At 62.4% G+C, this 21,824-nt stretch carries 19 protein-coding genes; 8 read left to right on the top strand and 11 right to left on the bottom strand.

The features are described 5' to 3' along the window. Window positions 1-6 precede the first annotated feature (6 nt). Window positions 7-1,395 (top strand): DEAD/DEAH box helicase, encoded by a 1,389-nt coding sequence (locus ACFWHB_RS10260; RefSeq protein WP_111910662.1) that lies wholly within the window; start codon window positions 7-9, stop codon window positions 1,393-1,395. 94 nt (window positions 1,396-1,489) lie between these two features. On the opposite strand, the gene ACFWHB_RS10265 is transcribed toward ACFWHB_RS10260, so the two are convergent. From ACFWHB_RS10265 to cra, 3 genes are all read right to left on the bottom strand, one after another. Next, window positions 1,490-1,876 carry an MAPEG family protein gene (locus ACFWHB_RS10265; RefSeq protein WP_395950099.1) on the bottom strand — a complete coding sequence of 129 codons (387 nt, stop codon included), beginning with the start codon at window positions 1,874-1,876 and terminating at the stop codon, window positions 1,490-1,492. Between the two features lie 204 nt (window positions 1,877-2,080). Beyond that, window positions 2,081-3,274, bottom strand: a complete 1,194-nt coding sequence (locus ACFWHB_RS10270) for an aromatic amino acid transport family protein (RefSeq protein WP_303804029.1) — start codon at window positions 3,272-3,274, stop codon at window positions 2,081-2,083. A 304-nt stretch (window positions 3,275-3,578) separates the two neighbouring features. Continuing rightward, window positions 3,579-4,577, bottom strand: a complete 999-nt coding sequence (gene cra / locus ACFWHB_RS10275; protein ID WP_303804031.1) for a catabolite repressor/activator — start codon at window positions 4,575-4,577, stop codon at window positions 3,579-3,581. A 306-nt stretch (window positions 4,578-4,883) separates the two neighbouring features. On the opposite strand from cra, the gene fruB reads away from it, so the two are divergent. The 3 genes from fruB to fruA are packed head-to-tail and all read left to right on the top strand — an operon-like array spanning window position 4,884 to window position 8,706. Then, window positions 4,884-5,987: a fused PTS fructose transporter subunit IIA/HPr protein gene (gene fruB, locus ACFWHB_RS10280; protein ID WP_395950100.1), complete on the top strand. Its 1,104-nt coding sequence runs from the start codon at window positions 4,884-4,886 to the stop codon at window positions 5,985-5,987. After that, complete coding sequence (pfkB, locus tag ACFWHB_RS10285; RefSeq protein WP_395950101.1) at window positions 5,984-6,973, top strand: 1-phosphofructokinase; 990 nt, start codon at window positions 5,984-5,986, stop codon at window positions 6,971-6,973. The genes fruB and pfkB overlap by 4 nt, the downstream gene beginning before the upstream one ends. Continuing rightward, complete coding sequence (gene fruA, locus ACFWHB_RS10290; RefSeq protein WP_395950102.1) at window positions 6,970-8,706, top strand: PTS fructose transporter subunit IIBC; 1,737 nt, start codon at window positions 6,970-6,972, stop codon at window positions 8,704-8,706. The genes pfkB and fruA overlap by 4 nt, the downstream gene beginning before the upstream one ends. An 85-nt stretch (window positions 8,707-8,791) precedes the next feature. Here fruA and ACFWHB_RS10295 read toward each other — a convergent pair whose 3' ends face one another. Further along, complete coding sequence (locus tag ACFWHB_RS10295; protein ID WP_395950104.1) at window positions 8,792-9,043, bottom strand: DUF1289 domain-containing protein; 252 nt, start codon at window positions 9,041-9,043, stop codon at window positions 8,792-8,794. Window positions 9,044-9,193: 150 nt separating this feature from the next. Here ACFWHB_RS10295 and mltA point away from each other — a divergent pair, with 150 nt between their 5' ends. Beyond that, entirely contained in the window at window positions 9,194-10,345 is a 1,152-nt protein-coding gene (gene mltA / locus ACFWHB_RS10300; RefSeq protein WP_395950106.1) for a murein transglycosylase A, read from the top strand. A 112-nt stretch (window positions 10,346-10,457) separates the two neighbouring features. Here the strand turns inward: mltA and yfaE are convergent, their stop codons facing one another. The 5 genes from yfaE to ubiG form a co-directional block, all read right to left on the bottom strand. Continuing rightward, entirely contained in the window at window positions 10,458-10,778 is a 321-nt protein-coding gene (gene yfaE, locus ACFWHB_RS10305) for a class I ribonucleotide reductase maintenance protein YfaE (protein ID WP_395950107.1), read from the bottom strand. A gap of 36 nt (window positions 10,779-10,814) precedes the next feature. Next, a complete protein-coding gene (gene nrdB, locus ACFWHB_RS10310) occupies window positions 10,815-11,948 on the bottom strand; it encodes a class Ia ribonucleoside-diphosphate reductase subunit beta (RefSeq protein WP_033130037.1) in 1,134 nt (377 codons plus the stop codon). Window positions 11,949-12,031: 83 nt separating this feature from the next. Next, complete coding sequence (gene nrdA / locus ACFWHB_RS10315) at window positions 12,032-14,299, bottom strand: class 1a ribonucleoside-diphosphate reductase subunit alpha (protein WP_005329715.1); 2,268 nt, start codon at window positions 14,297-14,299, stop codon at window positions 12,032-12,034. A 546-nt stretch (window positions 14,300-14,845) separates the two neighbouring features. Beyond that, entirely contained in the window at window positions 14,846-15,529 is a 684-nt protein-coding gene (locus ACFWHB_RS10320; RefSeq protein ID WP_395950108.1) for an HAD family hydrolase, read from the bottom strand. After that, window positions 15,529-16,245, bottom strand: a complete 717-nt coding sequence (ubiG, locus tag ACFWHB_RS10325) for a bifunctional 2-polyprenyl-6-hydroxyphenol methylase/3-demethylubiquinol 3-O-methyltransferase UbiG (RefSeq protein ID WP_163148837.1) — start codon at window positions 16,243-16,245, stop codon at window positions 15,529-15,531. Before ubiG ends, ACFWHB_RS10320 begins: the two co-directional genes overlap by 1 nt. 199 nt (window positions 16,246-16,444) lie before the next feature. Here ubiG and gyrA point away from each other — a divergent pair, with 199 nt between their 5' ends. Beyond that, complete coding sequence (gene gyrA / locus ACFWHB_RS10330; RefSeq protein WP_395950109.1) at window positions 16,445-19,243, top strand: DNA topoisomerase (ATP-hydrolyzing) subunit A; 2,799 nt, start codon at window positions 16,445-16,447, stop codon at window positions 19,241-19,243. 249 nt (window positions 19,244-19,492) lie between these two features. Beyond that, a complete protein-coding gene (locus tag ACFWHB_RS10335) occupies window positions 19,493-19,717 on the top strand; it encodes a hypothetical protein (protein ID WP_395950110.1) in 225 nt (74 codons plus the stop codon). Between the two features lie 19 nt (window positions 19,718-19,736). On the opposite strand, the gene ACFWHB_RS10340 is transcribed toward ACFWHB_RS10335, so the two are convergent. After that, window positions 19,737-20,792 carry a PA0069 family radical SAM protein gene (locus tag ACFWHB_RS10340; RefSeq protein ID WP_395950111.1) on the bottom strand — a complete coding sequence of 352 codons (1,056 nt, stop codon included), beginning with the start codon at window positions 20,790-20,792 and terminating at the stop codon, window positions 19,737-19,739. A 175-nt stretch (window positions 20,793-20,967) separates the two neighbouring features. Between ACFWHB_RS10340 and ACFWHB_RS10345 the strand changes: the two genes are divergently transcribed. Beyond that, window positions 20,968-21,558, top strand: a complete 591-nt coding sequence (locus tag ACFWHB_RS10345) for a tetratricopeptide repeat protein (protein WP_395950112.1) — start codon at window positions 20,968-20,970, stop codon at window positions 21,556-21,558. 4 nt (window positions 21,559-21,562) lie between these two features. On the opposite strand, the gene ACFWHB_RS10350 is transcribed toward ACFWHB_RS10345, so the two are convergent. After that, window positions 21,563-21,778, bottom strand: coding sequence for a hypothetical protein (locus ACFWHB_RS10350; RefSeq protein ID WP_139743859.1), 216 nt, complete (start codon window positions 21,776-21,778; stop codon window positions 21,563-21,565). Window positions 21,779-21,824: the final 46 nt, after the last annotated feature.

The raw sequence follows: 21,824 nt of genomic DNA on the forward strand, positions 1-21,824 counted from the left end.
GTAATTATGAGTTTTACTTCCCTCGGTCTGGCCGAACCCTTGTTGCGTGCCGTTGCCGAGCAAGGCTACGACACCCCGTCTCCCATCCAGCAACAAGCGATCCCGGCCGTCCTGGCTGGCCGTGACCTGATGGCCGCCGCCCAGACCGGGACCGGCAAGACCGCAGGCTTTACCCTGCCGATGCTGCAGCGCCTCACCGAGAGCAAGCGCAAAGTATCCCCGAACCGCATTCGTGCCCTGGTGCTGACTCCGACCCGCGAGCTGGCTGCCCAGGTGGGCGAGAGCGTGCGTAACTACGGCAAGCACCTGCCGATCCGCAGCCACGTCGTCTTCGGCGGCGTCAGCATCAACCCGCAGATGATGGCAACCCGCCGTGGTTTGGACGTGCTGGTGGCCTGCCCGGGCCGCCTGATGGATCTCTACAACCAGAACGCCGTGAAATTCGACGAAGTCGAGATCCTGGTGCTGGACGAAGCGGACCGCATGCTCGACATGGGCTTCATCCGCGACATCCGCAAGATCCTCGCCCTGATGCCGAAGAAGCGCCAGAACCTGCTCTTCTCCGCCACCTTCGCCGACGAGATCCGCGAGCTGGCCACCGGTCTGCTGGACAACCCGGCGGTGATCGAAGTAGCCCCGCGCAACAGCACCGCCGAGCGTATCGAGCAGCTGGTGCACCCCTGTGACAAGGCCAACAAGATCGCGCTCTTGAGCCACCTGGTCACCAGCAACGACTGGCAGCAGGTACTGGTGTTCACCCGTACCAAGCACATGGCCAACCGTGTTGCCGAGACCCTCGACAAGAATGGCGTCAGCGCCGCCGCCATCCACGGCAACAAGAGCCAGGGTGCCCGTACCCGTGCCCTGGCCGGTTTCAAGGAAGGCAGTGTCAAGGTGCTGGTGGCGACCGACATCGCCGCCCGTGGTCTGGACATCGACAAGTTGCCGCAAGTGGTCAACTTCGAGCTGCCCAACGTGGCGGAAGACTACGTGCACCGTATCGGCCGTACCGGCCGTGCCGGCGCCGCTGGTCACGCCATCTCTTTGGTGGCGGCCGATGAAGGCAAGCTCATCAAGGCGATCGAGCGTCTGACCAAGCAGAACATCAAGTGCGAGCAGGTAGCTGGCTTTGAAGCCTCCCGTGAGACGCTGGACAACATCGCCCGTGGCATTGGCGCGCCGCTGCGCAAAGAGCCGCGCGATCCGAGCGAAGAGCGCCGTGCGCCGCGCCCGCAGGGTCAGCGTCAGGGGGCCGGTCGCTCCGGCAATGCTGGCGGTGCGCGCACCGGTGGCAACGCGGGCAAGCCAAAGCCGCAAGGTGGCCAGCGTCCCGCCGAGGGTGCCGCCAAACCGGCCCAGGCCCGTCGTCCCCGCCGCGCCAGCCACAACCAGTAAGCGGCTCGGGAGCCAGGCTCCCCGGCTGTTCGGTTGCTAAAAAAGCCCGCACCATCTGGTGCGGGCTTTTTGTTTGTGGCCAGCAGTGAAATGGTCAGGGGATGAGCACGGTGATCAAGATATGGGCCGCGCTCACCAGGATCACGCTGAAGGTCAGTCCCATCCCCACCACCCGATAGCGGAAGTTCTCCGGCGTTCGGCTCATGCCAAAGGCGTGGCAGAGGCGGCCGCACAGCAAGCTGGCTCCCAGCAGATGAACAAGCCAGGGGGTCTGGCTGGAGGTTTCGACAAAATAGATGAGCAGCAGGGCCAGGGGAACATACTCGGCAAAGTTGGCGTGCACCCGCATGGCCCGCAGCATGGCGGGATCTTCCCCGTGCCCCAGCGCCACCCCGCGGCTGTGGCGGGTGCGAATGGTGCGCACGCTGAGCAAGACAAAGAGCAGGGCGAGCAGGGCTGCGTAGATGGGCGCTATGGTCATGGTATCTGGCTCTCGAGTGGATGTGTTTGCTTTGATATTGCTTGGCGCCTCAATGGCTTGCCTCTGAGGGTAGCAGCAAGATGTGGCGAATTGGCGAACCAGGGCGCAACCAGTGGCCGAGAGCGCCTGGACCCAAAGAATAAAAAGCCCCGCCAACTTATGCTGGCGGGGCTTTTCAATATGGGGCATTCAAAGCCGGTAGGATCAGAGCGCGGGCAACATGCCGAGGCTGACGCTCACCTGGACGCCAACGATCAGCACCCCCATGGCGCCGGCCAGGCCCAGGGCCAGCACGCCGCCCGGGACACGGTAGTGGTGCGCCTCGGCCTGCTTGCGGCTCTGCCACACCAGGGCCACCGGCAGCAGCACCGCCAGCACCGCCAGGGCAATGGCGGCGTAACCCAGCGCCATGATGAAGCCTTGCGGGAAGTAGAGGGCAAACAGCAGAGGAGGCACGAAGGTGATCATGCCGGTCTGGCTGCGGCCCTGCCAGTTGTCCTTGCGGCGGGTCACCTTGGCCATGAAGTCAAAGAGCCCGAGCGTCACCCCGAGGAAGGAGGTGGCGAGCGCCAGATCTGCGAACAGGTGCATCGCCTGATTGAAGGCGGGCCAGTTCACCAGGTTGCCGACGCTGGCGAGCAGGCTGTCGAGCGCCCCGCCGGTCTGGATCAAGGTCTGCTGACCGAGCAGGCCGAGGATGGCTACCTGCCACAGCACATAGAGGATGAGCGGCAGGGCAGAGCCCCACACAAACACCCTGCGCAGCTGCTTGGGGCAGTCGCCGAGATAGAGCATGACGCTCGGGATGGAGCCGTGGAAGCCGAACGAGGTGAAGATGACCGGCAGGCCCGCCAGCAGCAAGCCTTGACCGAGGGGCATGGAGAGCAGATGTTGCCCCTCGGCGCGGGGCAGCAGCAGTGCCAGCACCCCTACCATGATCACCAGTTTGACGGTGAACATCAGGCGGTTGAGGTAATCCACCTGTTTGGTGCCGACGCACACCATGCCGCCAAACAGCAGGGTGAAGGCCCAGGCCGCCTGCTCCTGGCTGACGGTGGTGCCCGCATCCGCCAGCGCCTGTGCCAACAGGCTGCTGCCGCCGCTGATGTAGGCGGAGGCCAGGGAGTAGAACAGCATCAGTATGCAGAAAGAGGCGATGCGCTTGCCCCAGGGGCCGAGCAGGTGATCCGCCAACTGGTGCAGGTACCACTTGCCGGTATTGAGGCTGGCCTCCACCTGCAGCATGGCGGTGAAGGCCATCAGGGCCCAGAGCCCGACCATCAGCAGCAGGGTGGCGGGGCCGCCCAGCGACGAGGAGGCCAGCGGCAGGGCCAGCATGCCGGCGCCTATGGTGGTGCCGGCAATCAACAGGGTGCAACCCAGAGTTTTGGTATTCATGGTGTCCATCCAGATAGAGAAACTGCGTATTCAAAAAAGCGTGTCAGTGGCGCTGTCGGCCGGGTGCCTCCGGGGGCGGGACCGGAGGCTAGCAATATCGGAGTGGACGCATCGTTACGAAAACCCTGTGGGTTGTAAAATATGGTTGCCACGTTAACGGATCAAAATAGTGGAAACAAGCCTGAAAAGGCGGATTTTGTACTGTGAGGTGGCAGTGAGTGGAAATAAAAGATGACAGCAAGCGGTCTTGACTGGTGGAAAAGCGCGCCGGTGTGGCAGGAGGCCGCCGGCGCGTGAGGGGGCGTCAGCGGCGACGCTTGAGGGTGCGGCTCACATAATGCAGACCAGAGCGGTAGTGGCCGTTGATGGCCTCGAAGGCGAGGGCAAGGGCCTGGGCAGCCAGGGCGTCGTGCTGCTGGGGCAGTGAGTTGATGCCAAAGGGGAGGAAGTCCAGCAGCCTATCGTCCCCGAAGGTGGCCATGGCAATCCGGCTCATGTCGGCTTCCTGCTCCAGCAGATAGTCGAGCACCCCCTCCATCAATATGTAGGAGGTGGCGACCAGCGCCTCGGGCAACTGGCCGAGCCGCTGGTGCAGCTCCTTGATCAGGCGATAGCCCTCGGCACGGGAGAAGTGGGCCCCCTCGCAGACATGGGGTGTCAGCAGGGCGGCGCTGGCGTGGCTGCTCAACGCCTGCTCGAAACCGGCGCGGCGCTCCTGGCTGATCGTGAGACCCGGCAGCGCTGTGATCAGGGCCACGTGGCGAAGGGCGGGGGTGAGCAGGGAGGCGGTGAGATCGCAGCTCGCCTTCTGGTTTTCACTCGCCACGGTAATGAAGTGATCGGCGGCCAGGGCCCGGTCTATGGCCAGGATCTGCACGCCATGGGTCTGCTGCTCCCGATAGAAAGGATCCGCCGGCGGCAGGCAGCTCGCCACCAGCAGCGCATCCACATGGCGGCTGACCAGCATCCGGGCCAGCTCCTTCTCGGTGTCCGGTTCGTCTTCCGAGCAGACGATCAGCAGCTGATAGCCCTGAGCCCGGGCGCCTTGCTCGAGACGCTTGGCGAGCTTGGCGTAACTGGCGTTCTCAAGGTCCGGCAGGATGAAGCCCAGGGTCCTGGTCTGGCCGCCGCGCAGGGAGGCGGCGCGGCTGTCCGGCTGATAGTTGTGGGCCAGGACCACGGCCATCACCTTGTCACGGGTGGCCTGGCTGATGCGATATTGATCCGCCTTGCCGTTGATCACATAGCTGGCGGTGGTACGCGAGACACCCGCCAGGGCGGCGATTTCATCCAGTTTCATCATATTGGCTCTGTTTGAGTTGCAAGGCCCGCGACGGTTTCAGGTGGGGGCACCGAAAAGTGTGCGCGGGATCATATCATTGAAAAGCACTCTCAGTGGGATCTTGAACAATTGGCTGAAACGATTCAGTCTGAGTGTAAGTGAAACGATTCAGCTTGTCAGTAAGCGATGAATGTTTGACCAGGAAATGCCGCAGCGGCCTACCTGGGGGAAGATTCCCGTCTATTGTCAGCAGGCAAATTACCCGAAATCCAAGTTGAGTTGAGCCGGTGTGCCGCGAGGCGAAGCCGGACCTGATGGAGAATCTCTATGTTGAAGTTGGCGCGACAGCAAATCCTGCTGGGACAATCGGTGGCGACCAAGGCGGACGCCATCGCCCTGCTGGCAGGCAAACTGACCGAAGCCGGTCTGGTGGAAGCAGGTTATGTGGACGGCATGCTGGCGCGGGAAGCCCAGCACGCCACCTACCTTGGCAGCGGCATCGCCATTCCTCACGGCACTACTGACACCCGCCATCTGGTCAAGAGCACAGGTGTCATGGTGGCCCAGTTCCCCCAGGGCATCGAGTGGGATGAGGGGCAGACTGCCTACGTCGCCATCGGCATCGCCGCCAAGTCCGACGAGCATCTGGGCATCTTGCGCCAGCTCACCCATGTACTGGGTGACGATCAGGCCGCCGGGCAATTGAGAGAGGCCACAGATGAAGAGACCATCATCAACATCCTCACCGGCGCGACAGCTGCCAAAGAGGTGCAATACCTGACCCTGGCGGACTTCCCGGCCGACGATCGCGACCAGCTGCTGCTGGGCGCTGCCGCCCGTGCCAAATCCGCCGGTTGGGGGGAGGCCGCCATGGTCACTTCACTGTTGGCAAGTGACCCTGCCTATCTGGGGGATGGCGTCTGGCTGGCCCGTACGCAAGCGGCCCAGACCGGCTGGGTGTTGGCTACCCCGAGCAGTGCGCTCAGCGCAGGGGATCTGCCCGTCAGCGCCCTCTTGCTGCTGTGCGCCGCAGACAGCAGCCATCTGCCCCAGCTAGAGAACCTGGCCAAGTTGGCTGCCGCAGGTCAGCTCGGGACGCTCGCGGGCAGCGACGGATTGGCCATGCTGCAGGCAGGTCCGGCGAGCGGTCTGTCCGAGACCTTCACCATCATCAACCCCCATGGCCTGCACGCCCGTCCGGGCGCCATGCTGGTCAAGGTGGCCAAGGAGTTTGCATCCGACATTCGGGTGGCGAATCTGGATGGCAGCGGCGAAGCCGTCTCCGCCAAGAGCCTGATGAAGGTCATCGGCCTTGGGGTCAAGTGTGGTCACCGTCTCGCCTTCCGTGCCGAAGGGGCGGATGCCGAGGCGGCCCTCAAGGGCATAGGCGAGGCCATTGCCGCCGGTCTGGGCGAGGGGGCACTCTCATGACACTAATGACCATCACCCTCAACCCAGCGCTGGATCTCACCGCCCGCCTCGAGGCCATGACCCTGGGCGAGGTGAACCTGGTGAGCGACGCCAATTTGCGCGCTGCGGGCAAGGGGATCAACGTCGCCATGGTCCTGAAAGATCTCGGCCGTGACGTGGGCCTGACCGGCTGGCTCGGCGAGGATAACCAGCAGAGCTTCGTCTCTCTGTTTGCCGAACGCTCACTGGCCGATCACTTCGTGCGCGTGCCGGGCAGTACCCGCATCAACGTCAAGATCTCCGAGCAATCGGGGCGGGTCACGGATCTCAATCTGCCGGGGCTTGACGTGCACCAGGCGGAAGTGGCCGCGCTGGAGGCCGAGATAGAGAAACTGGCGCCGCGCGCCGACTGGTTCGTGCTGGCGGGCAGCCTGCCCAAGGGGGTCGAGCCTGGCTACTGCGCCAAGCTTATCAGCCTGCTCAAGGCCAAGGGCAAGCAGGTGATCTTCGATTGCAGCGGCGCGGCCCTGAGCGAGGGCATCAAGGCGGCGCCGACCCTGGTCAAGCCCAACCTGGAAGAACTCAGCCAGTGGGCAGGTCGCCCCATCAAGACCCTGAGCGATCAGGCTGACTGTGCCCGCGCCCTGCAGGCCGCCGGTATCCCCCATGTGGTGATCTCCAATGGTGCCGACGGCCTCATCTGGTTTGGCCCCGATGCCGTCTGGCAGGCCATTCCGCCGCGCATGAATGTCGTCAGCACTGTGGGTGCCGGTGACTCCCTGGTGGCTGGGCTGGCCCATGGCTTGAGCCTTGGCTGGGCGCCGGAGCAGACCCTGCGCCTGGCCACCGCCGTCTCTGCCTTGGCGGTGAGTCAGGTGGCGGTCGGCTTTGACGATATCAAGGTACTCACCCCCTTACTCGAGCAGGTGCGCGTGCAGCGTCTGGATGACCTGGCACCGGCTCAATCCAATCCCCTTTCGATGACACACTCAGGAGATGCCCAATGAAAGCAATTCTGGTTACGGCTTGCCCGGCGGGCATTGCCACCAGCTTTCTCGCTGCAAAACGGATAGAACAGCAGGCCAAGCTGGCGGGCTGGGAGCTCACCCTCGACGTCGGCTCAAGCGTGCAGCCCCGCCAGGTTCCCTCGAAAGAGCAGATTGCCGCCGCCGACCTGGTGCTGGTAGTCGCTAGTGCCCCTGTGGATCTCGCCGCCTATGACGGCAAGCGCCTCTATCAGGGCAGCATGGATCTGGCGCTGCAGGATCCGGCCGCCCTGCTGGAAGCCGCCGCGAGCGGTGCCAGCCTCTATCGCCATCAGGCCGCGCCCGTGGTTGCCACTGCCGCTCTCAAGGCGACCACAGGTGCCAAGCGCATCGTTGCCGTCACCGCCTGCCCGACCGGCGTGGCCCACACCTTTATGTCGGCGGAAGCGCTGGAGACCATGGCAAAGCAGCTGGGCCATCAGATCCGTGTCGAGACCCAGGGCTCGGTCGGTGCCCAGAATGCCCTGACCGCCGATGAGATAGCCGCCGCCGATCTGGTGTTCCTCGCCACCGACATCGAGGTGGACATGGCCCGCTTCGATGGCAAGCCCGTCTATCGCACCAGCACGGGGGCGGCGCTCAAGAAGACCCGCGCCGAGCTCGACAAGGCGTGGACAGAGGCGAAGACCTATCGCCATAGCGGCGCCGCCGCGGCCAAGAAAGAGGAGAAGGCCGGCCCCTACAAGCACCTGCTGACCGGTGTATCCTTCATGCTGCCCATGGTGGTGGCCGGTGGCCTCATCATCGCGCTCTCCTTCATCTTCGGCATAGAGGCGTTCAAGGAAGAGGGTACCCTGGCGGCTGCCCTGATGAAGATTGGCGGCGGCTCCGCCTTCGCCCTGATGATCCCTGTACTGGCCGGTTACATCGCCTACTCCATCGCCGACCGTCCGGGTCTCGCCCCCGGCATGATTGGCGGTATGCTGGCCAGCTCCCTCGGTGCCGGTTTCCTCGGCGGCATAGTCGCCGGTTTCCTCGCCGGTTACAGTGCCAAGTACCTGAGTGACAAGGTGCGCCTGCCGGTGACCCTGGAAGCGCTCAAGCCCATCCTCATCATTCCGCTCTTTGCCAGCCTGTTCACCGGCCTCGTCATGATCTATGTGGTGGGCGGCCCGGTGGCCGGCATCATGAATGCCATGACAGAGTTCCTGAACAACATGGGCTCCGCCAACGCCGTGCTGCTGGGTGTCATCATAGGCGCCATGATGTGCTTCGACATGGGGGGGCCGGTCAACAAGGCGGCCTACGCCTTCGGGGTCGGCCTGCTCGCCTCCAAGACCTATGCCCCCATGGCTGCCGTGATGGCAGCCGGCATGGTGCCGGCCCTGGGGATGGGGATAGCCACCTTCCTGGCCAGCAAGAAGTTCATCAAGGCGGAGCAGGAAGCGGGCAAGGCCTCCTTCGTGCTGGGTCTGTGCTTCATCTCCGAGGGGGCCATTCCCTTCGCGGCCAAGGATCCGATGCGGGTCATCCCGGCCTGCATGGTGGGCGGCGCCCTGACAGGTGCGCTCTCCATGCTGTTCGGCTGCGAACTGGTGGCGCCCCACGGCGGCCTGTTCGTGCTCTTCATCCCGAACGCCATCAGCCACGTGATGATGTACATACTGGCCATCGCGGCAGGCTCGCTCCTGACCGGCGTCTCCTACGCCATGCTCAAGCGCGGCGAGGAACAGGCCAAGCTGGCAACGGCCTGACGGGCATCCCTCCGATGAATGACAAGGCGGCCTGCGGGCCGCCTTTTGTTTTGGTGGGCAGAAGGAGGGCAGGGAAGGGAAGGGGTCAGAAATCCCAGCCGGGTTGCGATGGCGGCTCGACGGGGTCACCCTCTCTGGCCTTGCGGCGGGCGGCGTCGACCCGCGCCTTGCGGTTACGGCACAGGCGCATCACCTCCTGCTGCTGGGTCGGGGTCATGACGAGCCAGTTGAATCGCTCTTCCCGGCTGCGCAGGCACCCCTTGCAATATCCCTTGTTGTTCACTTCGCAGACCCCGACGCAGGGGCTTGTCAGGGGGAAGATTTCGAGCTGTTCCATCCACGACCTCTCACATCTTGTCACCTTGTTATAACCCAGAAGATCCCCTTTGGAGAAATAGGGCGTCCGGGGGCGGATGGCGTTTGCTTTCCCCCGGCAAATTTGGCATCTTCCCCGCCGAACATGATGCTCGGTGTTATATGAGGACATATGAATAAACATGCGTACTGGCTGGCCGCCGCCGTCGTGGGGCTGGCCGGTTGTGCGGGCAACCCTGAACCCGCCAAGGTGCCCCAGAAGAAGGCGGAAACCAGATGTTTTCTGAACTGCGAGGTGCCGGAAAATCTGGGCAAGCAGTATCTGGATGGTGCCCTGCCCGGGGATCTGGTGCGGGTGGAGCGGGTCAACAGCCGTCAGGCGTCGGATTTTCGCAAGTTCGGCCCCCAGAGCCGCCTGGTGCTGGAGCGCTCCGGCAAGATGACCCGCCGCTATGGCGAGCTCTATCGCCAGCTCTCCCGCTGGGTGGCCAATGGCGGTGATCCTGCCCATATCACCCAGTACGGCATCAGCCTGGCCCAGCTCGGCGGCGCCGATCGCATGGGCAACGTGCTCTTCACCGGCTACTACTCGCCGGTGTTGGAGGTGCGCCACCGCCCGGATGCCAAGTACAAGTACCCCATCTATGCCATGCCCAAGTGCGGTGGCCGTTGCCCGAGTCGGGCCGAGATCCATCAAGGGGCCCTGGCCAACCGTGGGCTGGAGCTGGGTTATAGCAAGTCCCTCATCGACAACTTCCTGATGGACGTACAGGGCTCCGGCTTCGTGCACTACGGCGATGACGACAGGTTGCAATACCTCGGCTACAGCGGCAAGAACGGCCACGGCTATGTCAGCATCGGTCGGGTGCTGATCGATCGGGGCGAGGTGCCCAAGGAGCAGATGTCCATGAAGGCCATCAAGGAGTGGGCGAACCGCCAGCCGGAGGCGAACGTCAAGGAGCTGGTGGAGCAGAACCCCTCCTACGTCTTCTTCGAGCGTCGCCCCACCAACGACGTGGTGGGCGCCGCTGGCATTCCGCTGCTGCCCATGGCGGCAGTGGCCGCCGACAAGACGCTGCTGCCCATGGGGACACCTATCCTCGCGGAAGTGCCCTTGCTCGACAAAGCCGGCAACTGGACCGGCAAACACCAGCTGCGCCTGCTCATCGCGCTGGATGTGGGCGGCGCCGTGAAGAAGGGTCACCTCGATCTCTATCACGGCATGGGAGAGAAGGCCGGTGTGGCCGCCGGTCACTACAAGCACTTTGGCCGGGTCTGGAAGCTGGGCCTGCACCAGGGGCCGACCGCCGCTCCCTGGTTATGACCCTGTGAGGGTTCGGGCGCCTGCGCAGGGCGCCCTGATCAGATGACGCAACAAAAAGCCGCCGGATTGCTCCGGCGGCTTTTTGTTGGGTGCGATTCCACCTTGGGTGGGGTCAATCCTTCTGGATATCCAGCCGGATGGCACCGACCGGTTTGCAGCAGCAGGGCAGGCACTCCCCTGGGGAGACAAACGCCAGCGGCACGCTGGGGTAGTGCACTCTGCCTGCCAGCAGCGGGGTGCGGCAGGCGCCGCAATAGCCGCTGCGGCACTGGAACTCCACCCTGTGACCGTGGCGCTCCAGGGTATCCAACAGGCTCTCGCCGGGATGGGCGTGCAGGACGCCATCCTGGGTATGCACCCGTGGCGAACCCGCCTCGCTCTGCGCGGAGGCAGAGCAGGGGACCGGGGTCAGCATGTTGGTGGCGTCACTCACGGCGCTACGTCACCGAGGTCATCAGGGTAAACCTCATCACAGCTCGAAGTCACCGAGATCGTCTGCGTGCACTTCGCTGTCGATCTGGCCGACCAGGTAGGAGCTCACCTCCACTTCCTGGGGGGCGACCTGCACGTTGTCGGACGACAACCAGGTGTTGATCCAGGGGATGGGGTTTTGCTTGGCGCCGGCGAAGGCTGGCTGCAGACCGACCGCACTCATGCGCAGGTTGGTGATGTACTCCACGTACTGGCAGAGGATGTCCTTGTTCAGGCCTATCATGGAGCCATCCTGGAACAGGTACTCGGCCCACTCCTTCTCCTGAATGGCGGCTTCCTTGAAGATCTCGAAGCAAGCCTGTTCGCACTCGGCGGCGATCTCGGCCATCTCGGGGTCGTCCTGGCCGGTGCGCATCAGGTTCAGCATATGCTGCGTCCCCGTGAGATGAAGCGCCTCGTCGCGGGCGATCATCTTGATGATCTTGGCGTTGCCTTCCATCAGCTCGCGCTCGGCGAAGGCAAAGGAGCAGGCGAAGCTGACGTAGAAGCGGATCGCCTCCAGGGCATTGACGCTCATCAGGCACAGATAGAGCTTCTTCTTCAGCCCCCGCAGGGTGATGGTCAGCTCGCGCTCACCCACCCTGTGGGTGCCTTCACCGTGCAGGTGGTAGAGGGCGGTCGCCTCGATCAGATCGTCGTAGTAGTGGCTGATGGAGCCGGCACGCTTCAAGATCTGCTCGTTGGTGATGATGTCGTCGAACACCTGCCCCGGATTGTTGACGATGTTGCGGATGATGTGGGTATAGGAGCGAGAGTGGATGGTCTCGGAGAAGGCCCAGGTCTCGATCCAGGTCTCCAGCTCCGGGATGGAGACCAGCGGCAGCAGCGCCACGTTCGGGCTGCGACCCTGGATGGAATCCAGCAGGGTCTGGTACTTCAGGTTGGAGATGAAGATATGCTGCTCGTGGGGCGGCAGGGCCTGGTAGTCGATGCGATCGTGGGACACATCCACCTCTTCCGGACGCCAGAAGAAGGAGAGTTGCTTCTCGATCAGCCGCTCGAAGATGTCGTGCTTTTGCTGATCATAACGGGCCACGTTGACCGACTGGCCGAAGAACATCGGCTCCTTGAGCTGGTCGTTCTGGGTCTGGCAGAAAGTTGAATAAGCCATGGTGATTTGAATGTCTTGAATGAGAGGAAACAGGAGGGCGGGAGCTTCATGCTCCCGCCCGGTTCATCAGATCGTGCTGCGACTTATATTTTACAAGCCCCGCCGGCGCAACCGTCGTCTTGCAGATCGGTCTGGGCATCGTCCGCACCATCACGGGTGTTGTGATAGTAGAGGGTCTTGAGGCCGTATTTGTAGGCGGTCAGCAAGTCCTTGAGCAGCTGCTTCATCGGGACCTTGTTGCCTTCGAAACGGGCCGGGTCGTAGTTGGTGTTGGCGGAGATCGCCTGATCCACAAACTTCTGCATGATACCGACCAGCTGCAGGTAACCGTCGACGCTCGGCTGCTTCCACAGCAGTTCGTACTGATCCTTCAGGCGATGGTACTCGGGCACCACCTGCTTCAGGATACCGTCCTTGGAGGCCTTGACCGACACCAGGCCGCGCGGCGGCTCTATGCCGTTGGTGGCATTGGAGATCTGGCTGGAGGTCTCGCTCGGCATCAGGGCGGTCAGGGTGGAGTTGCGCAGACCCACCGTCTTTATCTCTTCACGCAAGGACTCCCAGTCCAGATGCAGCGGCTCGTTGCACAGCACATCCAGATCCTTTTTATAGGTATCTATGGGCAGGATACCCTGGGCGTAGGTGGTCTCGTTGAAGGCCGGGCAGGGGCCGAACTCGCGGGCCAGCTGCACGGATGCCTTCAGCAGGTAGTACTGGATCGCCTCGAAGGTGCGGTGAGTCAGGGCCAGACCTGAGCCGTCGGAGTAGCGGGCGCCGTTCTTGGCTAGGTAGTAGGCGTAGTTGATGACGCCTATCCCCAGGGTGCGGCGGTTCATGCTGCCCTTCATCGCGGCTTTGAGCGGGTAATCCTGATAGTCGAGCAGGGCATCCAGGGCGCGCACCGCCAGATCCGCCATCTCTTCCAGGTCTTCCAGCTTCTCGATGGCGCCGAGGTTGAAGGCCGACAGGGTGCACAGGGCAATCTCGCCCTCTTCGTCATCCACGTTGTTGAGCGGCTTGGTGGGCAGCGCAATCTCGAGACAGAGGTTGGACTGGCGCACCGGGGCCACGCTCGGATCGAAGGGGCTGTGGGTGTTGCAGTGATCCACGTTCTGGATGTAGATGCGACCGGTACCGGCGCGCTCCTGCATCATCAGGGAGAAGAGATCCACCGCCTTGAGGGTCTTCTTGCGAATGGACGGATCCTGCTCGTACTTGACGTAGAGCTGCTCGAACTTGTCCTGATCCGCGAAGAAGGCGTCGTACAGACCCGGCGCATCGGACGGGGAGAACAATGTGATGTCGCCGCCCTTGATGAGGCGCTGGTACATCAGCTTGTTGATCTGTACCCCGTAGTCCATGTGACGGACCCGGTTCTCTTCCACGCCGCGGTTGTTCTTCAGGACCAGCAGGCTCTCCACCTCGGTGTGCCACAGGGGGTAGAAGAGGGTGGCGGCACCGCCGCGCACGCCGCCCTGGGAGCAGCACTTCACGGCAGTCTGGAAGTACTTGTAGAAGGGGATGCAGCCGGTGTGGAAGGCTTCGCCGCCACGGATGGGGCTGCCCAGGCCACGGATGCGGCCGGCGTTGATGCCGATGCCCGCGCGCTGGGAGACGTAGCGGACTATGGCGCTGGCGGTGGCATTGATGGAATCCAGGCTGTCATCGCACTCGATCAGCACGCAGGAGCTGAACTGACGAGTCGGGGTGCGCACGCCGCTCATGATGGGGGTGGGCAGGGAGATCTTGAAGGTCGAGACCGCATCGTAGAAACGCTTGATGTAGTCCAGACGGGTATCTTTCGGATACTTGGAGAAGAGGCAGGCCGCCACCAGTATGTAGAGGAACTGCGGGCTCTCGTAGATCTCGCCGGTGACGCGGTTCTGCACCAGGTACTTGCCTTCGAGCTGCTTGACGGCAGCGTAGGAGAAGTCCATGTCACGCCAGTGGTCTAGGTAGCCGTTGAGCTCCTCGAATTCGGCCTGGGTATAGTCGGTCAGCAGGTGCTTGTCGTACTTGCCCATGTCTACCAGACGGGCGACGTGCTGGTAGAGGTGGGGCGGCTCGAACTGGCCGTAGGCCTTCTTGCGCAGGTGGAAGATGGCCAGGCGGGCGGCCATGTACTGGTAATCCGGGCTCTGTTCGGAGATCAGGTCAGCAGCGGCCTTGATGACGGTTTCGTGGATATCGGCGGTACGGATACCGTCATAGAACTGGATGTGGGACTTGAGCTCCACCTGGGAGACCGACACGTTGTCGAGCTTCTCGGCAGCCCAGTCGAGCACGCGGTGAATTTTATCCAGATCGATGGGTTCTTTGTGGCCGTTACGCTTCGTCACAAACAAGTTCATTGGCTGATGACCTTTAGTTGATTCCCGAAAAACCATGGCGCCACGCATCCAGGGTTCCCTTCTCTAGGGTGGCCTGGGGGCGAAGTGCGCCATGAATCACAAGATATAGTGTTATTTTAAATTCGAACTACAAGATAGTGAGGTCGGCACGGCATTGCAATCTGTGGATAACGCATTAGCTGTGGATAAATTGTGGGTGTTCGGGCTCGAGTTAGTGACTGCTCACAGTGAGTGGGTTTTCATCCGTCCGATCCGGCAAATGCAAGTCCGATGATCGAAGATGGAAAATTTAAATAACTTTTTTTGCTTGCGAAAAGAGGGTGTTTTTACTAGCAAATTCAGCCTGGTTATCCCTTGTGCAGCCAGGGTCAAAAGCTGTCCTGTCCCCGCAGGCACGCACTTGTCATCCCCTCAAAACAGGGGGCGCATCTGCGCCCCCTGTCATTGCCATTGTGCGGCTCGGTGAATGAGCTCGGTGCTCATCTGGGAACCCTCTGACGCTAAAGCTGCCCGGATGATCCATCTATAGCGTTATGTTGTGCTGGCTCAGCTCAGCTCGTAGCGCAGCCAATGGTGGAGGGCCTGCACGGTGTCGAACTGCAGATCGGCACCCCAGTCGGCGGTATCCTCGTCATCGCTCAGATAGCCCCAGCCCGCCACAGCGGTACGCATGCCGGCGTTGCGTCCCGCCTCTATATCACGCACATGATCCCCCACGTAGAGGCAGTGGCTCGCCTCGACCCCGAGCCGCTCGCAGGCATAGAACATGGGGGCGGGGTCGGGCTTGCGCACCGGCAGGGTATCGGCACTGACGGTGACGCCACAGCTGGCCAGCGCCGGCAGGGCCGCCAAGAGCGGCTCGGTGAGAAAGCCCGGCTTGTTGGTGACTATGCCCCAGGGCAGCTTCTTCTCATCGAGCCACTCGATGAGATCCAGCATCCCCTCATAGGGGCGGGTGCCGACGCAGAGGTTGGCCGCGTAATGGTCGAGCAGGGCGGTGCGAAGGCGCGTGGCCCCCAGCTCTTCCAGCAGTTCGTCGCCGAGGCCCGCCCTGAGCAGCCCGAGGGCCCCGTGGGAGGTGGTCTGGCGGATGATGGCCTCGGGCAGCGGGGCAAAGCCCTCGCTTATCAACACATGGTTGACGGCGGCACCCAGATCCGGGGCCGTGTCGAGCAGGGTGCCGTCGAGATCGAACAGCACGCAGCGCAGGGGCGCCTTGTCGGTGCTCATCAGATTGACTCCGGGCGCACGAAGGCCACCATGTAGTTGACGTCGACGTTCTTGCCGAGCTTGAAGCTGTTGGAGAGCGGTGCGTAGTGCACCCCGCTCATATCCCGCACCAAGAGGCCCGCGGCTTCACCCATGCGACACAGCTCGGCGGGAGTGATGAATTTTTTGTGGTCGTGGGTGCCCTTGGGGACCATCTTCAGCAGGTACTCGGCCCCCAGGATCATCATCAGGTAGGCTTTCGGGTTGCGATTGATGGTGGAGACGAACACCTTGCCCCCCGGGCGCACCAGGGTGGCGATGGCGCGCAGCACGGACGCGGGATCCGGCACGTGCTCCAGCATCTCCATGCAGGTGACCACATCATACTGGCCAGGGGCCTCGTCCGCGTGGGCCTCGGCGGTCATCTGGCGGTATTCGAGCTCCACCCCCTGTTCCAGGGCGTGCAGACGGGCGACCCCGAGGGGCTCCTTGCCCATGTCGATGCCGGTCACGCGAGCACCACGGCGGGCCATGCTCTCGGAGAGGATGCCGCCACCGCAGCCGATGTCGAGCACGCGTTTGCCAAACAGGCCGCCGCTCTTGTCGGTGATCCAGTCAAGGCGCACCGGGTTGATTTGATGCAGGGGTTTGAACTCGCCCTCCATGTCCCACCAGCGGGAGGCGATGGCTTCAAATTTGGCGATTTCTGTCAGATCGACATTGGCATCACTGTTCATTTTTTGATGATCCTGTGGCAGGGCGCGCAGCGGGCAGGGCGCGCGCAATCTATTGTCCTGGCGGGCATTATAACGGACGGACTTGGTCACACCAGCCCGACGTGTTACCCGGATTTGTGGCTTAAGGTATTTGGCTCAGTGTGTTACCATGTCGCGCTGTTTAAGCCAAAGAACAACTAATTAGGGATTAAGGCTTTCTATGAGCGATCTGGCCAGAGAGATCACGCCGGTCAACATCGAAGAAGAGCTCAAGAGTTCCTATCTGGATTACGCCATGAGCGTGATCGTAGGACGAGCTCTGCCGGATGTGCGTGATGGCTTGAAACCGGTTCACCGCCGCGTTCTGTTTGCTATGAACGAGTTGGGGAACGACTGGAACAAGCCCTATAAGAAATCGGCCCGTGTGGTCGGTGACGTAATCGGTAAATATCACCCGCACGGCGACAGCGCCGTGTATGACACCATTGTCCGGATGGCGCAGGATTTCTCCATGCGTTACATGCTGGTCGATGGTCAGGGCAACTTCGGCTCGGTCGATGGCGACAACGCTGCGGCCATGCGTTACACCGAAGTGCGGATGGCGCGCATCTCCCACGAGTTGCTGGCCGATCTGGACAAAGAGACTGTGGACTGGGTGCCGAACTACGACGGCACCGAGATGATCCCGGCTGTCATGCCCACCAAGGTACCCACCCTGTTGATCAACGGCTCCTCCGGTATCGCGGTGGGCATGGCGACCAACATTCCTCCTCATAACCTCACCGAGATAGTCAACGGCTGTCTGGCGTTGATCGAGAATGGCGCCCTCACCATTGACGAGCTGATGACCTATGTCACCGGGCCCGATTTCCCCACCGGCGGCATCATCAACGGGCGTTCCGGCATCATACAGGCCTACCGCACCGGTCGCGGCTCCGTCTATGTGCGGGCCAAGGCCGAGGTGGAAGTGGACGAGAAGACGAGTCGCGAGACCATCATCGTTCACGAGATCCCCTATCAGGTGAACAAGGCGCGGCTGATCGAGAAGATCGCCGAGCTGGTCAAAGAGAAAAAGGTCGAGGGCATCAGTGCCCTGCGCGATGAGTCTGACAAAGACGGCATGCGCATCGTTATCGAGATCAAACGCGGCGAGTCCGGCGAGATTGTGCTGAACAATCTCTACAAGCACACCCAGATGCAGACCACGTTCGGCATCAACATGGTGGCGCTCGATAACAACCAGCCCAAGGTGATGAATCTCAAAGAGATCCTGGATGCCTTCCTGCTGCACCGCCGTGAGGTGGTGACTCGCCGGACTGTGTTCGAACTGCGCAAGGCGCGGGATCGGGCCCACATCCTGGAAGGTCTGGCGGTGGCGCTGGCCAACATAGACCCTATCATCGAGCTGATCCGCCACAGTGCGACCCCGGCGGATGCGAAAGCGGGCCTGGTTGCCAAGGGCTGGGAACTCGGCAACGTGGCCGCCATGCTGGAAAAAGCGGGCGACGACGCGGCACGGCCGGAGTGGCTGGAGCCGGAATTCGGTATCCGTGAAGGGCAGTACTTCCTGACCGAGATCCAGGCACAGGCCATCCTTGACCTGCGTCTGCACAAGCTGACCGGCCTCGAGCACGAGAAGATCCTGGAAGAGTACCAATCTCTGCTGGATCTCATCGCCGAGCTGCTGTTCATCCTGGCAAGCCCGGAACGCCTGATGGAAGTGATCCGCGATGAACTGCTGGCCGTGCGCGAGCAGTATGGCGACGAGCGTCGCACCGAGATCAGCATGTCCAGTGCCGAGATCAACATCGAAGATCTGATCACCCCGGAAGACGTGGTAGTCACCCTGTCTCACCAGGGCTATGTGAAGTATCAGCCGCTCTCCGACTACGAGGCCCAGCGCCGCGGTGGTCGTGGCAAGTCGGCCACCCGGATCAAGGAAGAGGACTTTGTGGAGCGTCTGCTGGTGGCCAACACCCACGACACCATTCTGTGCTTCTCCACCCGTGGCAAGGTCTACTGGCTCAAGGTCTATCAGCTGCCGGAAGCGTCCCGTGGCGCCCGTGGTCGTCCCATCATCAACCTGCTGCCGCTGGAAGAGGGTGAGCGCATCACCGCCATACTGCCGGTGAAGGAATATGATGCCGACAAGTACGTCTTCTTCGCCACCGCCAACGGTACCGTGAAGAAGACCAGCCTGTCCGACTTCAGCCGTCCGCTCTCCTCCGGTATTCGCGCCATCAACCTCAAAGAGGGTGATGAGCTGATCGGGGTGGACATCACCGACGGCAGCAACGAGATCATGCTGTTCTCCGACGCGGGCAAGGTGGTTCGCTTCGCTGAAGGCAGCGGTCGCGCCGATGTAGCCGATGCGGATGCCAGCGATGACGTCGAGACCGACGACGACGCCGGCAACGACGATGATGGCAGCGACAACGGCGAAGGCACTGAAGGCACCGAAAGCAAGGGCACCTTCAAGGGCGTACGTCCCATGGGTCGTACCGCCGCCGGTGTCCGCGGCATCAAGCTGGCCGCTGGCGACAAGGTGGTTTCCCTTATCGTTCCGCGCGGGATCGGGGCCATCCTCACCGCCACCGAGAACGGTTACGGCAAGCGTACCGCACTCGAAGAGTACCCGACCAAGAGCCGTGGTACCCAGGGCGTTCGCTCCATCAAGGTGGACGAGCGCAACGGCAAGGTGATCGATGCGATCCAGGTCGAAGATACCGACCAGATCATGCTGATCACCAACGGCGGCACCCTGGTCCGTACTCGCGTTGCCGAGGTGAGCGTCATTGGCCGCAACACCGGCGGTGTCCGTCTGATCCGTACCGGTGAAGACGAGACAGTGGTCGGCCTGCAGCGCATCGCCGAGAGCGACGAGGAAGAAAACGACGCTCTGGTCACTGAGGGCATGGCCATCGACGGCGAGCAGGTGGAAGGGGCAGAGACTGCGCCAGACGCCGGTGCTGCCGAGGATGCTGGCTCCAGCGAAGAGGGTGTGGCTGACGACGAATAATCGTTACCTGCCTCGATAAAAAAGAGCGGCCCTTGGGTCGCTCTTTTTATTTGTCCTGCCCTTGTCGCCGTTCGCTCCCGCCGTGGCGATCCACCCGAATTCTTCCGAGCCACATCGACGTGAGGGCGCCACTCTGCCCAAGTCTGGGCGCCAGTTCATTCTCATACCCATACCCATACCCAATCCTTCATCCCGACGTCATCTGGCTGTCATCCCGGCGGGACAGACTGCGGCTGTTCAGGTGGGGGCATGACCATGCCCGAGCCCGGTATTGGCAATATCATCCAGAAGGAGCAGGGGATGACCAGTTGGAGCATGTGGGAGATCTGGTGGAGCCGGATGTGGGGAGAGGATGCCAAGGCATTGGCGCACAGCGAGCAGGAGGAGGTCGCTTATGAGCCATCGCGCCTGCCCGCCGAGCTGATAGCACAGGGCAAGCCGGTGCGCCCTCATCCGCCCAGGCCCAGGGGCTGATCAGAGATAGCCGCAACCATCAGAACAGGCGCAACTGCTCGTTGGGGCGCAAGAAGTGCTCCACATTGAGCTGCACGTGGCGCTTGCCCAAACCAAGGCGCTTGCTGATGAGGCGAAAGCGCTGGGCGAGCAAGTCGGCGAACTGCCCCTCTCCGCGCATGCGGGTACCGAAGGCGGGGCTGTTGAGCGTCCCCCCTCTGCTTGCCCGCAATTGGTTCAGGATGGCCTCCTTTTGGCCAGGGTAGTGCTCCTCCAGCCAGTCGCAAAACAAGGTGGTCAGCTCGTGGGGCAGTCTCAGCAGGATATAGTCGGCGCAGCCGGCGCCTGCCTCCACGGCGCCCTTGATGATCTGCTCCAGCTCGGGCTCGTTGAGCCTCGGGATCATGGGGGCCGCCAGCACCCCCACAGGTATCCCGGCCTGGGCCAGCTTCTCTATGACCTTGAGCCGACCCGCGCCCGTGCTGGCGCGGGGCTCCAGCTGTCGCCTCAGCGTCTCGTTCAGGGTGGTGACAGACACCATTACCTGGCACAGCCCCTCCCGGGCCAGCTCGGCCAGCAGATCGAGATCGCGCAATATCATGGCGCTCTTGGTGATGATCCCCACCGGGTGGCGATGGGCCAGCATCACCTCCAGCAGCTCGCGGGTGAGGCGATAGTGGTGCTCTATGGGCTGGTAGGGATCGGTATTGGCCCCGAGCACTATGGTCTGCGGTTGATAACTGGGCTTGGCAAACTCCCGGCGCAGCAGCGCGGCGGCATTGAGCTTGGCGAACAGCCGGGTCTCGAAATCCAGGCCGGGGGAGAGCTCGAGGTAGGCGTGGCTGGGTCTGGCATAGCAGTAGATGCAGCCGTGCTCGCACCCCTGATAGGGATTGATGGAGCGACCGAAGGGGACATCCGGCGAGAGGTTGTGGCTGATGATGCTCTTGGCCTGGATCTCCCGCACCTCGGTTCGGGGCTGGGACGCACGAAATGCCGCCTCCCATTCCACGGCTTGCCAGCCATCCTCGACGGCATCGATCTGCGGGCCGCTGAAACGGTGTTCGATATTGTGGGTGCTGCCTCGTCCTGCCATCTCATCACACCATGCACTGTTTATATATACAGTCATTCTGCTCGGGATAGTGCCAAACATCAAGTCCGGCCAGTCTTCCCTTATTTCACTCGGCCAAAGAACGGGATCTCTTGCTTGATCTGTCGCTACATTTCGTTTACATAAACAAAATGCGAACTGGATCACGGAAATCGTCATGAACCCCACCACTTACCGCTGGCTGTTTATCTGCGTCATTGCCCTAGTCGCCTGGCGTCTGCTCCCGCTCTCTACCGAGCAGGAGCTGGCAGCGGCCAACCGCGCCTGGCGGGTAGGTCACTTCGAGCAGGCGACCGGCATCTGGCAGCCATTGGCCGAGCAGGGTCAACCCAGGGCGCAGGCGCTGATGGGGTGGAGTCATGAGCTGGGGCAGGGGAGCGAACAGGATCTGGCGCAGGCCATCCGACTCTATCGTCAGTCCGCCGAGGCGGGGGATTCGTTTGGCCAGTACCGGCTGGCGGAGCTCTATCTGCGCGGGGTCGGTGTGCCACGGGATCTGCGTATCGCCTTTCACTGGATGGAGCGGGCTGCCCGCAACGGGGACGTACCCGCCATGCTCAAGGTGGGGGTGCTGCATCTGATGGGGGCCAACGGCCGGGTCGACATGGCCGAGGCCAAGCAGTGGCTCTATCAGACCTCGCAAAAGGGCAACAAGCTGGCGTTGACGGTATTGCAGGAGCTGGCGCTGGCCGAAGAGGGTCGCAGCGCCTTCGATTTCAATGGCCAGTCACTGCTGGGGGAGGGTTAGCCCCTCAGCGGCTGGCGGTGATCTTGCCCGGTGTTACGTCGGTGACATAGAGGGTACTGCGATCGGCGCTGTGCACTATGCTGCATACCTCTCGCTTGCTGCCATCGCTCAGGATCACCAGCTCCCCGAGATGGACGGGGCAGTGTGTCGTCAGCAGGTGGTCCGGGTGGACAATCTTCTCCGCATGCTCCGGAAACGAAATCTCATAGGTGTACATCATGCTCTCCTTGCTCAGGCAGACGCCTCACTGGAACCCTAGCACAGAG

The organism is Aeromonas mytilicola subsp. aquatica, assembly GCF_044336385.1.
Classification (GTDB): domain Bacteria; phylum Pseudomonadota; class Gammaproteobacteria; order Enterobacterales; family Aeromonadaceae; genus Aeromonas; species Aeromonas rivipollensis.

Bases quoted from the DNA above. Each gene is read 5' to 3' on its own strand.
- nrdB (WP_033130037.1), bottom strand. From the start codon at position 11,948: ATGGCTTATTCAACTTTCTGCCAGACCCAGAACGACCAGCTCAAGGAG.
- ACFWHB_RS10295 (WP_395950104.1), bottom strand. From the start codon at position 9,043: ATGGAACAGCTCGAAATCTTCCCCCTGACAAGCCCCTGCGTCGGGGTC.
- gyrA (WP_395950109.1), top strand. From the start codon at position 16,445: ATGAGCGATCTGGCCAGAGAGATCACGCCGGTCAACATCGAAGAAGAG.
- fruA (WP_395950102.1), top strand. From the start codon at position 6,970: ATGAAAGCAATTCTGGTTACGGCTTGCCCGGCGGGCATTGCCACCAGC.
- ACFWHB_RS10350 (WP_139743859.1), bottom strand. From the start codon at position 21,778: ATGATGTACACCTATGAGATTTCGTTTCCGGAGCATGCGGAGAAGATT.
- ACFWHB_RS10270 (WP_303804029.1), bottom strand. From the start codon at position 3,274: ATGAATACCAAAACTCTGGGTTGCACCCTGTTGATTGCCGGCACCACC.
- ACFWHB_RS10340 (WP_395950111.1), bottom strand. From the start codon at position 20,792: ATGGCAGGACGAGGCAGCACCCACAATATCGAACACCGTTTCAGCGGC.
- ACFWHB_RS10320 (WP_395950108.1), bottom strand. From the start codon at position 15,529: ATGAGCACCGACAAGGCGCCCCTGCGCTGCGTGCTGTTCGATCTCGAC.
- nrdA (WP_005329715.1), bottom strand. From the start codon at position 14,299: ATGAACTTGTTTGTGACGAAGCGTAACGGCCACAAAGAACCCATCGAT.
- fruB (WP_395950100.1), top strand. From the start codon at position 4,884: ATGTTGAAGTTGGCGCGACAGCAAATCCTGCTGGGACAATCGGTGGCG.
- ACFWHB_RS10345 (WP_395950112.1), top strand. From the start codon at position 20,968: ATGAACCCCACCACTTACCGCTGGCTGTTTATCTGCGTCATTGCCCTA.
- ACFWHB_RS10260 (WP_111910662.1), top strand. From the start codon at position 7: ATGAGTTTTACTTCCCTCGGTCTGGCCGAACCCTTGTTGCGTGCCGTT.
- ACFWHB_RS10335 (WP_395950110.1), top strand. From the start codon at position 19,493: ATGACCATGCCCGAGCCCGGTATTGGCAATATCATCCAGAAGGAGCAG.
- ACFWHB_RS10265 (WP_395950099.1), bottom strand. From the start codon at position 1,876: ATGACCATAGCGCCCATCTACGCAGCCCTGCTCGCCCTGCTCTTTGTC.
- ubiG (WP_163148837.1), bottom strand. From the start codon at position 16,245: ATGAACAGTGATGCCAATGTCGATCTGACAGAAATCGCCAAATTTGAA.
- cra (WP_303804031.1), bottom strand. From the start codon at position 4,577: ATGATGAAACTGGATGAAATCGCCGCCCTGGCGGGTGTCTCGCGTACC.
- pfkB (WP_395950101.1), top strand. From the start codon at position 5,984: ATGACACTAATGACCATCACCCTCAACCCAGCGCTGGATCTCACCGCC.
- mltA (WP_395950106.1), top strand. From the start codon at position 9,194: ATGAATAAACATGCGTACTGGCTGGCCGCCGCCGTCGTGGGGCTGGCC.